The organism is Gaiella occulta (assembly GCF_003351045.1).
Lineage (GTDB): Bacteria > Actinomycetota > Thermoleophilia > Gaiellales > Gaiellaceae > Gaiella > Gaiella occulta.
Window position 1 is genome coordinate 81006 of the sequence record NZ_QQZY01000009.1, and the last position, 11863, is coordinate 92868.

The following is an 11863-nucleotide window of genomic DNA, read 5'->3' on the forward strand; positions in this document are numbered from 1 at the left end:
CTGCTGCGGTGCCCAGTCGGCGCAGACGCGAGGTGAAGCTGGAGCGGGTGCTGGGAACGCCCGCGCTCTTCGCCACCGCGTACGGCAACGTCGGCTCCTCGATCTACTACGCGCTCGGCCTCACGGCGGTCTACGCGCTCGGGCTCACGCCCCTCGTGTTCCTCGTCGCGGGGATCATCTTCGCCGCCACCGCCGCCACCTACGCGGAGGGCACCGTCCGCTACCCCGAGGCCGGGGGCTCGTCGAGCTTCGCGCGCCACGGCTTCGACGAGCTCGTCAGCTTCGGCGCCGCCTGGGCCCAGATGCTCGTCTACATCGTCACCGTGGCGACGTCCGCCTTCTTCGTCCCGCACTACCTGTCGATCTTCTGGGAGCCGCTGAAGACGAACCCGTGGGACGTCGTCGGGGGCGCCGCCGTGATCGTCGTGCTCGTGGCGCTCAACATCGTGGGCGTGCAGGAGGCGGCGAAGCTGTCGATCACCCTCGCCGTGCTCGACTTCGCAACGCAGGTGCTGCTCGTCGTCCTCGGCTTCGCGCTCGTGTTCAGCCCCGGCACGCTGACGGGGAACATCCACTGGGGCGTCGCGCCGACGTGGGGGAACCTCGCGATCGCGATCCCGGTGGCGATGCTCGCCTACACGGGGGTGGAGACCGTCTCCAACCTGGCCGAGGAGGCGCGCGAGCCGTCGCGCAGCGTCCCGCAGGCGTACAAGCTCGTCGCCGGCGCCGTCTTCGCGATCTACCTGACGCTGCCGCTGATCGCCCTCTCGGCCCTGCCGGTGAAGCTCGTCGACGGGCAGCTGACGACGCTGCTGGCGCTGCCGCCGCAGCAGGGAGGCTTCGCCAACGACCCGATCCTCGGCGTCGTCGACAATCTCGGCGTCGGCGGCTCGCTGCTGCGGGCGCTCGAGGTCTACGTCGGCGTGCTCGCCGCGACGATCCTGTTCATCGCGACAAACGCGGGGGTGATCGGCGCCTCGCGCATCACGTATTCGATGGCGAGCTACCGGCAGCTGCCCGAGATCTTCCGTCGGCTGCACCCGACGTTCAAGACGCCGGTGTTGTCGCTCGTGCTCTTCGCCGGCATCGCGCCGATCGTGATCATCCTGCCCGGCAACACGAACTTCGTCGGCACCCTGTACTCGTTCGGTGCGACGCTCTCGTTCACGGTCGCGCATCTCTCCCTCGTCCGCATGCGCATGAAGGACGGGGACGGCGGCGGCGAGCACTACCGCGCGAGGCCCAACCTGCGCCTGCGCGGCGTCGACTGGCCGCTGTTCGCGGTCGTCGGCGGGCTCGCCAGCGGCGCCTCCTTCCTCGTCATCGTCGTGCAGAACCCGGCCACACGCTGGGTCGGCCTGGGCTGGATCGTCGCCGGCCTCGCGTTCTACGCCGTCTACCGGCGCCTCTACGTGCGGGCGCCGCTGCGCGACACGGTCAAGGCGCCGCCGGCGTTCGGGCCGGCCCTCGCGCTGCAGTACCGGCGTTTGCTCGTCCCCATCGTCGGCGGCCAGCCGTCCGACGACGCGCTCGACGTCGCTTGCAGCCTCGCCTCGGAGCGCGGCGCCCGGATCATCGCGCTCAACGTGCTCGAGGTGCCGCTCGACGCGCCCCTCGACGCCCGGCTGCCCGAGCTCGAAGCGGCCGCCAACGCGGAGCTCGACGAGGCGGTGGCGATCGGCGACTCCTACGGCGTGCGCGTGCTCGACCGGCTCATCCGCGCGCGCAGCGCCGGCCCGGCGATCGTCGCGGAGGCGGAGCGCCGCGGCATCGAGATCATCGTCATCGGCTCGCCCCGCAAGGCGCTCACGAGCGCCCAGCGCGCCGTCTTCGGCCGCACCGTCGACTACGTCCTGCGGCATGCGCCGTGCCGCGTGATGGTGACCGCGCCGGTCGAGAGGGCGGCATGACTGCGTACCGCTGGGCCGTGTTCGCGCTCTCGGTGCTGTTCGTGGCGATCGGCGTCGCGCTGCTCGCCGTCACCGCGGCGCACGGGGGAGGGGTCGTCGGCTTCCTGCTCGGCGGCCTCTTCGTCGCCCTCGGCATCGCCCGCATCCAGCTGGAGCGCAGGCGTGGCGCGTAAGGTCAAGGGCTTCGAGCGGACGCTCGACGGCCGCTCGCTGTTCGCCGTCGCCTACGACGAGATCGGCTCGTCCATCTACTTCGCGCTCGGCATCGTCGCCGCGCAGGCGCTCGGCCTGACGCCGGTCGTCCTGCTCGTCACGGGCGTGATCTTCCTCGTCGTCTCGCTGTCCTACGCCGAGGGGACGGCCGCGATTCCCGAGACGGGCGGCGCCGCGACGTTCACGCGGCGGGCGTTCAACGACCTCTGGGGCTTCGTGACCGGCTGGGCGCTGTTCCTCGACTACCTCATCGTGATCGCGCTCTCCGCCGTGTTCCTGCCGCACTACCTCGGAGCCGCCCTCTCGGCGCCCTCGCTCGCGCGCTCCCCGTGGGACGTCGTCAGCGCCTGCTTCGTGATCGCGGGAATCGTGATCGTGCGGCTGATCCGGCACACGCGGATCCACCTCGCCGCCCTCGCCCTCGCCGGCCTCGACATCGTCATCCAGGCGCTGCTCGTCATCCTCGGCCTGGCGCTCCTGTTCTCGGCCGACACCCTCACCGACGGCCTGAACTTCGCGACCGACCAGAGCTGGAGGGACATCGCGTTCGCCCTCCCGCTCGCCATGCTCGCCTACACGGGCCTCGAGACGGTCGCGAACCTCGCCGAGGAGACGCGCGAGCCGGGCCGCGCGCTGCCGCGCTCGCTCTTCTCCGCGATCGGGCTCGTCGTCGTCGTCACCGTGCTGATCGCGGTCGTCGGCGCGAGCGCGTTCCCCTCCGAGAACGGCTCCAGCGCGCTCGGCGAGCGTTGGCTGCAGGCGCCGATCGTCGGCATCGTCGCCGCCTTCGGCGGCGAGCTGCCGTCGCTCGTCGTCGACATCCTGCGCGTGACGGTCGGCATCTCGGGAGCGGCGCTCCTCGCCGCCGCCGCGACGACCGCGATCTCCGGCTGTACGCGGCTCGCGCACTCGATGGGCGAGCACGGCATGCTCCCGCGCCGGTTCGGGCGCCTCGAGCGGCGGACGCTCGTCTCGAGCGAGGCGATCCTGGCGACCGGAGCGATCGCGATCGTCGTCGTGATCGCCACCGACGTGTTCGCCGGCGACGACACCGCCTTCCTCGCCAGCACCTACTCGTTCGGCGTGCTGCTCGCGTTCACCTCCGCACAGCTCGCCGTGATCAGGCTGCGCAGCAGGGAGCCGAACCTCGTGCGGCCGTTCCGGGCGCGGCCCGAGGTGCGCGTCCACGGCGTGCTCGTGCCGCTGCCGGCGCTCGTCGGCGCGCCGCTGACGTTCGCCGTCTGGATCCTCGCCATGGTCACGCACCGCGGCGCGCGCTACGCCGGCCCCGCGTGGCTCGCCGCCGGTCTCGTCGTCTACGCGCTCGTGCGCCGCGGCAGCCGCCAGGGCCTGCTCGACGACGTCGACCCGATCGACCGTCTGCCACCCGGGGCCGACTTCAGGCGCATCCTCGTGCCGATGAAGCTCGGCGACATCGGCGAGGAGATGGTCGCCACGGCGATCGCGCTCGCCAAGGAGCGCCACGCCGCCGTCGAGGCGGCGTTCGTCGTGCGCGTGCCGCGGGCGTTCACGCTCGAGGGCCCGCTGCCGGAGGACGTCGAGCGCCGCGCCGCCGAGTCGCTGGCGGAGGCACGCGCGCTCGGCGAGGACAACGGCGTCGAGGTGGAGACGCGGGTCGTGCGCTCGCGCTCGATCGGTCACGCGATCGTCGAGGAGGCGACCGCCCGCGGCGCCGACCTGATCGTGCTCGGCTCGTCGCCGCGCTGGCGGCGGCAGTCTCGGTTCTTCTCGCCGACCGTCGACCACGTCCTGCGCCACGCGCCCTGTGAGGTGCTCGTCGTGGCCTTTCCAGATGGCGTTTTCGACGAGCCGGCGTGACAGCTACGCTCCGCCGATGAAGGCAGTCGTGATCGGATGCGGCCGTGTCGGCTCGGCCGTCGCGAAGCAGCTCGCGCTCGACGGCTGGGGCGTCACCGCGGTCGACGAGCAGGAGGAGGCGCTGTCCCGGCTCGGCAGCGGCTGGAGCGGCGGCTTCGTCGTCGGCCACGGCATGGACACCGACGTCCTCGAGCGCGCCGGCCTGGCCGAGGCCGACGCGGCGGTCGTCGCGACGGACGGCGACAACTCGAACATCGTCATCGGCCAGGTCGCCCAGAAGCGCTACGGCGTCGCCTGCGTCGTCGTCCGCGTGCTCGACCCGCTCCGCGCCGAGTTCTACGCCAGGCGCGGCCTGCGTACGATCTGCCCGACGCAGACGGCGATCTCGTTCCTCACCGACGCGGTGCGCGCGTGCGACGTGGCGGCCGTCGCGGAGAAGCCCTGATGTACGTGATCGTCGCCGGCGGCGGCAAGGTCGGCGCGAACGTGGCGCGCTCCCTGCTCGGCATGGGTCACGAGCTGACGCTCGTCGAGCAGCGGCGCGACCGCTTCGAGCGCCTCGAGGTGGAGTTCGGCCACGTCGCCATGCTCGGCGACGCGACCGAGATCACGGTGCTCGAGCGCGCGGGCATCGCGCGTCCTCCCGACCTCGTGCTCGCCGTCACCGGCGACGACGAGGACAACCTCGTCATCGCGCAGATCGCGCGCGAGGGCTACGAGGTGCAGAAGGTGATCGCGCGCGTCAACGACCCGCGCAACCAGCAGCACTTCGACCTGCTCGGCATCGGGCCGACGGTGTGCGCGACGTCCGGCATCCTCGGCCTGGTCGAGCACGAGGTGCCCGAGCACGGCCTCGTGCGCCTGCTCGAGCTGCGCCGTGAAGGGCTCGAGGTGGTCGAGGTGCTCGTCGGCCCGGACTCGCCGGCGGCCGGAAAGCGCGTGGCGGGGCTCGCGCTGCCGGACGGATCGCGGCTCGTGTCGGTGATGCGCCACGGCGTCGCCGAGATCGCGGTGGGGGACACGGTGATCCGTCCGGGCGACCAGGTGGTCGCGATCCTCAAGCCGGGCCTCGAGGACGCCCTGCGCCGCGCGCTCGTCGGCTGACTGACGCCGATCCTGGCTGAGGAGGCGCCCGCGGCGGCGTGACCGGCGACAATGGCCGGGTGACGCTCGCGGAGTTGTCGATCACGATCGCCTTGCTCGGGGGTCTCGGGCTCGTCGCGAGCAGGTTCGGGCTGTCGGCGATTCCCGCCTACCTGCTCGCCGGGATCATCCTCGGCCCGCACGAGCCGAAGGTGCTGAGTCTCGTCCAGCCCTCGGACGTGACCGCCTTCGCTGCGGAGATCGGGCTCATCTTCCTGCTCTTCTTCCTGGGGCTCGAGTTCAGCGTCGAGCGGCTCGTGCGCAGCGGCCGGCACGTCGGCCTCGGCGGCGCTCTCGACCTCGTCGTCAACGCGGGACTCGGCCTGCTCGTCGGCGTCGCCACGTTCGGCGTCAGCTTCGCGGCCGTCGTGCTCGCCGCGTGCATCTACGTCTCGTCGAGCGCGATCGCCGTGAAGGCGCTCATCGACTTCCGTCGACTCGCCGACGACGAGACCGACCTCGTGCTCGCGATCCTGCTGTTCGAGGACATCGCCATCGCGGCGGTGCTCGGCTTCGTCGCCACGGGCGGCGGCAGCCTCGGCTCGACGGCGGGCGTTGGCGCCACGGCGCTCGCCTTCGTGGGAGCCTCGCTGGTGGTCTCTCGCCTGCTCGGCCCGGCGATCGGGCGCCTGCTCGGCAGGCTCGAGCTCGAGCTCTTCCTGATTGCCGTGTTCGGCTTCGTGATCGGGATGAGCGCGCTGGCCAAGGAGCTCGACCTCTCGGAGGCGGTTGGAGCGTTGATGGCGGGAGTCGTGCTGTCCGACTCGGGCGTCCGGGAGGACATCGAGCGGCGGTTCTTCGCCCTGCGGGACGTGTTCGGGGCGCTCTTCTTCTTCGCGTTCGCGCTCACGATCGACGTCGCGAAGATCGGCGAGGTGGGATGGATCGTCCTCGCGGCGCTGCTGCTGACCCTGGTGGGGAAGGTCGGTGTCGGCTTCCTCGCCGGCAAGCTCGGCGGGCTGTCTCCTCGCAGGAGCCTCAACGCGGGTGCGGCGCTCGTCGCGCACGGTGAGTTCACGATCATCCTCGCCCAGCTCGCCGCCGGGAACCTCGCTCTGACGCTGTCCCAGCGCGGTGACATCGCTGCGTTCGCCGGCCTCTACGTGCTCGTGACCGCAACCGCCGGCGTCGTGCTGATGAAGGAGTCGAAGGCGCTCGGGCGCAGGCTGCTGCCTGCGCGGGCCTAGACTTGGTGGAAGCGATGCCTTTCGACCTCAAGCAGACGCGTCTCCCCGGTGTCGGCGTGAAGTACTCCTTCACCACGGTGGGCGGGAGCCGCGTGACGGTGATCCAGCACAACGACGGCGACCGTGAGATGTACGTGCACCGTCGCGCCTCCGACGACGACCCGGCGGTCGTCCTCGACCTCCGCGACGACGAGGCGCGACAGCTCGGCGCGCTGCTCGGCGGCGCCTACGAGCGCCCGCGCATCGTGGAGGAGCTCGAGATGGCGCTCGGCGAGCTCTCGATCGAGTGGGTGCCGGTGCCCCCGGAGAGCCCGTGGATCGGCCGTACGCTCGCCGACTGCGCCTTCCGGGCACGCGCCGGCGTGACCGTGATCGCGATCCTCCGCGAGCCGGAGCCCATCAGCGGCGCCCAGCCCGACGACGTGGTCGAGGAGGGAGATACCCTCGTCGTCGTCGGCAAGGCGGGTCAGGTAGGCGACTTCCGCCGGCTGCTCGTCGAGACCCCGCCCCCGGGGTGACGCCGGCCTACACGCGCCAGTAGCCCCGGGTGAACAGGACGACGATCGGTATCACCTCGAGGCGGCCGAGCCACATGAGGAGCGTCATCACGACCGTCGAGACGTCGCTGAACTGCGCGAACGAGCCCATCGGGCCGGCGAGCCCGAACCCCGGTCCTACGTTCCCGAGCGTGGTCGCGGAGAGCCCGATCGCGTCGAGCGTGGAGATCCGAGGCCCCTGGAAGGCGGCGTCGAGCGCGATCGCCGCCGCGCCGGCGGCGAAGAGCGCGATGTAGAGGAGCACGAACGTGGTCACGGCGCGGAGCGTGCGCTCGTCGACGACGGCGCCGTTGTGCCGGATCGGCATGACGGCCTCGGGATGGACGGTGAGGCGGATCTCGCGCCGGATCGCCTTGCCGAGCAGCAGGTGGCGGACGACCTTGATCGAGCCGCCCGTCGATCCTGCCGAGCCGCCCACGAACATCACCGCGACGAGGATCATCAGCGCCAGCGCGGGCCAGCCGACGTAGTCGACGCTCGCATAGCCGGTCGTCGTCGTCATCGAGGTGACCTGGAAGACGGCGGCGCGAACGGCCGCCTCTCCGCGCACGACGCCCGCGTGCCAGAGCTCGACGGCGAGCAGCGCCGACACGACGACGACGACGGCGGCGAACAGGCGCGCCTCCTCGTCGCGCACGAGCGCGCCGAGCCGGCGGCGCACGAACGCCCGGTAGAGCAGGGCGAAGTTCAGCCCGGCCAGCACCATGAAGACGACGACCACCCACTGGCTGGCGGCCGAGAACCCCTCGAGGGAGCGCGGCTCCGGCGAGAAGCCTCCGGTCGGCAGCGTCGTGAACGCGTGCGCGACGGCGTTGAACAGGCCCATGCGGCGGTCGATCCCGGTCCAGCCGAAGATCGCGAGGATGAGCGCCTCGGCCGCGGTCAGCGCCACATAGAGCAGCCACAGGCGCTGGGCGGTCGAGCGGATCCGCACCGAGAGCTGCTCGATCTCCGGCCCCGGCATCTCGGACTCGAGCAGCTGCCGGCCGCCGACGCGCAGCCGCGGCAGCACCGCGAGCGCGAGGACGATGATCCCCATCCCGCCGAGCCACTGCGTGAACTGCCGCCACATCAGCAGCGAGCGGTTGACGGCCGCGATGTCGGTGAGCACGGAGGCGCCGGTCGTCGTGAACCCCGACATCGCCTCGAAGTAGGCGTCGACCGGTCGGTCGAGCTGCGCCTCGCCCGACAGCAGGTAGGGAAGCGCTCCTACCGCGGCGGCGAAGAGCCAGGTCACGGCGACGACGAAGAACCCCTCGCGGAAGCCGATCGTGTGGGAGTCGCGCCCGAGGCGCTCGAGCGCGAGCCCGGCGAGCGCAGCGATCGCCCCGGCGGCGAGGAACGGCCAGGGCGGCTCGCCATACCCGATCGCGACGCCCGCGGGGAACAGCGTCGCCAGGGAGAGGTACTTCGTCAGCGTGCCGACGAGGCCGAGAGCGCCTCGTACCTCGACCGTCACGCGCGGCGGTCGGGGGATTCGCGTCGGCGCCGCGCTGCCGGTCACAGCACGCGCTCGACGTCGGCGACCCGGGAGGACTCGGTGAACACGATCACCCGGTCGCCTGCCGAGAGGACGTCGTCGCTGCGCGGGAAGATCGCCTTCCCGTCGCGGACGATCGCGCCGATCAGCGCCCCGCGGATCGGCATGTCGCGGAAGCGCAGGCCGACGTACTCGCTCGACGGGCTCGTCGTGATGTCGAGCACCTCGAAGCGGTTGCCCTCGATCATCGCGACCTGCTGGGTGCGGGGGTCGTGGGCGAAGCGGACGAGCTCCTCCGCCGTCACCTGCCGCGGGTTGACCGTGACGTCGATGCCGGAGTGCTCGTAGACCTCCTGCGAGATCGTGTCGTGCACGATCGCGATCGTGAACTCGACGCCGTGCACGCGGGCGAGCGTGGCCGCGTAGTGGTTCTTGGCGTCCTCGCGCATCGCGAAGACCGCTGCCTGCGCCTGCCCGATCCGCTCGCGCTCGATGAAATCGGGGTCGAGCCCGGTCGCCTGGTAGACGCGGGCCCCGGGGAGCTCCTCGGCGATGCTGCGCGCCCGCTCGCGGTCGGGCTCGATGAGGCGGACGCCGATCTGCATCTCGAGCAGCTGACGGGCGATCGCCGCGCCGACGCGGCCGCCGCCGAACACGACCACGTCCTCCACCTTGCCCTCGCCGGGGGAGAGCAGCTCGCCCCACTCCTGGGCCGATTCCGGCGACCCGACGATGACGAGACGGTCGCCCGGAAGGATGACGGCGTCACCGCGCGGGATCGTCATCGTGCCGCCGCGGATGATGCTGACGAGCCGCGACTGCGCGGGAATCCCGCACTCGCGCAGCGGCCGGCCGACGACGGCGGGGTTCGAGCGCTCGCTGACGTCGTACTCGACCATCTGCACCTGGCCGTTGGCGAACACGTCGGTCTGCACGGCCGCGGGAACGCCGACCACGCGCGCGATCGCGTGCGCCGTCTCGAGCTCCGACGAGACGACGAAGTCGACGTCGAGACGCCCCTCCCGCCACAGCTCGATGTACTCGACGTTCGACGTCCTGATCACCGTCGTCGCCCGCGGCGCCTCGATCCGCGCGAACGTCGCGGCGACGAGGTTCGCCTCGTCGCGCGACGTGCACGCGATCACGAGGTCTGCGTCCCGCACGCCCGCGTCGGCGAGCGCCCGGCGGCTGGCGCCGTTCGCCTCGATCGTGGCGACGTCGAACCGGTATGCGAGCGGGGAGAGCCGCGCGGGGTCGAGGTCGAGCACGGTGAGCGCGTGCTCCACGTGCAGCGCCTCGACGACCGTCGAGCCGACCTGGCCCGCTCCGATGACGAAGATGTTCACGCGCGGGGAGGCTACCCCGACCGGCGGACGCAGGTGAGGGCGGTCGTTCGCTAGCGTGGCCGGGTGCGCGTGACCGGACTCCTCGCCGCCGTCCTCGTGCTCCTCGCCGGGGCCGGATCCGCGGACGGACAGCCGTCGGCGCTGCGCTTGCAGAAGGTGCTCTCCGGCCTCGACGCGCCCGTGTACGTGACGGCGCCGCGCAGCGAGCCCGGACGCCTGTACGTCGTCGAGCGGGGAGGCACCGTGCGCGTGGTCGAGCGCGGCCGGCTCCGCCGCACGCCGTTCCTCGACATCTCCGCGCAGGTGCGCGCGGGCGGGGAGCAGGGGCTTCTCGGGCTCGCCTTCGCGCCCGACTACGCGACGAGCAGGCTGCTCGTGGTCGACTACACCGACAGGGACGGCAACTCCCGCATCGTCCGCTACCGCTCCGACGGCGTTCGCGCCGTTCCCGACAGCGCGCGCCGGCTCCTGCTCGTGCGGCAGCCGTACCCGAACCACAACGGCGGCATGGTCGCCTACGGTCGCGACGGCAAGCTCTACGTCGGCTTCGGCGACGGCGGCTCCGCCGGCGACCCGGAGAACCGCGCGCAGAGCATGCGCACCCTGCTCGGCAAGATCGTCCGGCTCGATCCCGCGCGCCCCGGCGCCCGGCCGCTGATCGTGGCACTCGGCCTGCGCAACCCCTGGCGCTTCTCGTTCGACCGTGCCAACGGCGACCTCTATATCGGCGACGTCGGCCAGGACGCGATCGAGGAGGTCGACCACGTCGCGTGGCCGTGGAACGGGCTGCTCAACTTCGGGTGGGACGTCTACGAGGGGCGATCGAGCTTCGAGCCCAAGCCGCTCGGGCCCGGCAGGCTCGTGCAGCCGGTGGCCCAGTACAGCCACGCGCGCGGCTGCTCGATCACGGGGGGATACGTCTACCGGGGGACGGCGGTGCCGTCCGCGCGGGGGCGCTACTTCTACGGCGACTACTGCAGCGGCACGATCTGGTCGCTCACGATCGCCGGCGCCGGCGCGCGGCAGGTCCGGCGGGAGCCGATCTCGCTCGAGGGCCTCTCGTCGTTCGGCGAGGACGCCGCAGGAGAGCTGTACGCCGTGTCGGCCGACTCCGGCACGCTCTTCCGCCTCGCCTCGTGATCCCCGTCTCCGCGGCGGTCCGCGAGGTCTCCGGCTTCCACGGTAGCGATCCTACCACGCCGCCCGCGTGAGCTCGCCGCGCGTCGCGATCACCTGCGCATCGGCTCCGAGCGCCGCCCGCAGCCGCTCGACCGCACCCGGCCCGACCTCGAGCGCCTCGACCCGGCGCGCGGCGCCGAGCTGCGCGAGCGCCACGCGCGCGAGCTCGGCCGGCGCGTCGGTGAAGACTCCGATAGGGACGGAGGCGGCGTGCAGGCGGCGCAGCGCCGCGCTCGCCTCGGCGCTCGGCCGCAGGTACACCGGGGCGCGATCCTCGGCGAAGCGCTCGAGCAGCGCGCGCCAGTTGCCGGCGCCGGAGGCGTCGAGCACCCGAGCCGCCGCGCCGCGGTCCTGCGGCAGCTCGTGCGGAAGGCCGAGGACACGCGCGGCGTCCTCGAGCCAGTCGCTCCACAGCGGGCGCGTGTCGCCGAGGGCGCCGTCGAGGTCGACGAGCAGCGCCCTCACGCGCGCCTCCCGGCGCCGGCGGCTGCGGCCGCGCGGCGCCGCCACGCGAGCACGCCGGCCGTGACGCCGACCGTGTCCACGACGACGTCGTACCAGGCTGCGTGCCGTCCGCGCACGAAGTGCTGGTGCAGCTCGTCCGAGACCGCGTACAGCGCCCCGAGCGAGACGGCGAGCGCGGGACTGCGAAGCGCGCGCGCGAGCAGCACGCCCAGGACGGCGTACTCGGCGAGATGCGCGAGCTTGCGCAGCACGAGGTCCCAGGTGCCGAGCCCGGTGCCGAGGCTCGGCACGGCCGAGAGCGAGAAGATCACCGCCGCCCACAGGACGACGGGGATCCACGCGCGGAGAGCTGACGCCGGCACCGTCCGATGATAGGCTGCGCCGCGAGAAGGGAGTGCGGTGAGGGAACCCGGTGCGAGTCCGGGACGGTCCCGCCGCTGTAAGGGGAGATGCTCCCCCGCCGGAGGCCACTGGCCGAGTGCCGGGAAGGCGGTGGGGGAGGGAGCCCCGAGTCAGAAGACCTGCCCACTCCTCCGCATACCGA

General features: G+C 72.4%; 12 protein-coding genes and 1 riboswitch. Of the genes, 8 read left to right on the forward strand and 4 right to left on the reverse strand.

What is annotated here, in order from left to right; all coding sequences use genetic code 11:
* Positions 1-8 precede the first annotated feature (8 nt).
* Genes Gocc_RS14185 through Gocc_RS14210 form a run of 7 tightly spaced genes read left to right on the forward strand, consistent with a single transcriptional unit; the run spans position 9 to position 6810 of the window.
* Positions 9-1910 (forward strand): universal stress protein, encoded by a 1902-nt coding sequence (locus tag Gocc_RS14185; protein WP_114797226.1) that lies wholly within the window; start codon positions 9-11, stop codon positions 1908-1910.
* Positions 1907-2083 (forward strand): hypothetical protein, encoded by a 177-nt coding sequence (locus tag Gocc_RS16400; RefSeq protein WP_181813713.1) that lies wholly within the window; start codon positions 1907-1909, stop codon positions 2081-2083. The genes Gocc_RS14185 and Gocc_RS16400 overlap by 4 nt, the downstream gene beginning before the upstream one ends.
* Positions 2073-3962, forward strand: coding sequence for a universal stress protein (locus Gocc_RS14190; protein ID WP_114797227.1), 1890 nt, complete (start codon positions 2073-2075; stop codon positions 3960-3962). The genes Gocc_RS16400 and Gocc_RS14190 overlap by 11 nt, the downstream gene beginning before the upstream one ends.
* Before the next feature lie 16 nt (positions 3963-3978).
* A complete protein-coding gene (locus tag Gocc_RS14195) occupies positions 3979-4407 on the forward strand; it encodes a potassium channel family protein (RefSeq protein WP_181813714.1) in 429 nt (142 codons plus the stop codon).
* Positions 4407-5066: a potassium channel family protein gene (locus Gocc_RS14200; RefSeq protein WP_114797229.1), complete on the forward strand. Its 660-nt coding sequence runs from the start codon at positions 4407-4409 to the stop codon at positions 5064-5066. The genes Gocc_RS14195 and Gocc_RS14200 overlap by 1 nt, the downstream gene beginning before the upstream one ends.
* Before the next feature lie 38 nt (positions 5067-5104).
* Entirely contained in the window at positions 5105-6292 is a 1188-nt protein-coding gene (locus Gocc_RS14205) for a cation:proton antiporter (RefSeq protein ID WP_114797230.1), read from the forward strand.
* Positions 6293-6306: 14 nt separating this feature from the next.
* Positions 6307-6810: a cation:proton antiporter regulatory subunit gene (locus Gocc_RS14210; RefSeq protein ID WP_114797231.1), complete on the forward strand. Its 504-nt coding sequence runs from the start codon at positions 6307-6309 to the stop codon at positions 6808-6810.
* Positions 6811-6817: 7 nt separating this feature from the next.
* Here Gocc_RS14210 and Gocc_RS14215 read toward each other — a convergent pair whose 3' ends face one another.
* Together Gocc_RS14215 and trkA are read right to left on the reverse strand one after the other, a co-directional pair.
* Entirely contained in the window at positions 6818-8308 is a 1491-nt protein-coding gene (locus Gocc_RS14215; protein ID WP_220150649.1) for a TrkH family potassium uptake protein, read from the reverse strand.
* Positions 8309-8349: 41 nt separating this feature from the next.
* On the reverse strand, positions 8350-9675 hold the full coding sequence (gene trkA / locus Gocc_RS14220; RefSeq protein ID WP_181813715.1) for a Trk system potassium transporter TrkA: 1326 nt from the start codon (positions 9673-9675) through the stop codon (positions 8350-8352).
* Positions 9676-9738: 63 nt separating this feature from the next.
* On the opposite strand from trkA, the gene Gocc_RS14225 reads away from it, so the two are divergent.
* A complete protein-coding gene (locus Gocc_RS14225) occupies positions 9739-10815 on the forward strand; it encodes a PQQ-dependent sugar dehydrogenase (RefSeq protein WP_220150650.1) in 1077 nt (358 codons plus the stop codon).
* A 51-nt stretch (positions 10816-10866) separates the two neighbouring features.
* On the opposite strand, the gene Gocc_RS14230 is transcribed toward Gocc_RS14225, so the two are convergent.
* Together Gocc_RS14230 and Gocc_RS14235 are read right to left on the reverse strand one after the other, a co-directional pair.
* Entirely contained in the window at positions 10867-11319 is a 453-nt protein-coding gene (locus Gocc_RS14230; RefSeq protein ID WP_147281323.1) for an HAD family hydrolase, read from the reverse strand.
* Positions 11316-11681 (reverse strand): VanZ family protein, encoded by a 366-nt coding sequence (locus tag Gocc_RS14235; protein ID WP_114797269.1) that lies wholly within the window; start codon positions 11679-11681, stop codon positions 11316-11318. Before Gocc_RS14235 ends, Gocc_RS14230 begins: the two co-directional genes overlap by 4 nt.
* A riboswitch (cobalamin riboswitch) is annotated at positions 11677-11862 on the forward strand. (Overlaps the previous gene by 5 nt.)
* Position 11863 lies beyond the last annotated feature (1 nt).

What these genes read in the sequence shown, in the direction of transcription:
- Gocc_RS16400 (WP_181813713.1), top strand. Translation starts at nt 1,907, where the DNA reads ATGACTGCGTACCGCTGGGCCGTGTTCGCGCTCTCGGTGCTGTTCGTG.
- Gocc_RS14195 (WP_181813714.1), top strand. Translation starts at nt 3,979, where the DNA reads ATGAAGGCAGTCGTGATCGGATGCGGCCGTGTCGGCTCGGCCGTCGCG.
- Gocc_RS14200 (WP_114797229.1), top strand. Translation starts at nt 4,407, where the DNA reads ATGTACGTGATCGTCGCCGGCGGCGGCAAGGTCGGCGCGAACGTGGCG.
- Gocc_RS14210 (WP_114797231.1), top strand. Translation starts at nt 6,307, where the DNA reads ATGCCTTTCGACCTCAAGCAGACGCGTCTCCCCGGTGTCGGCGTGAAG.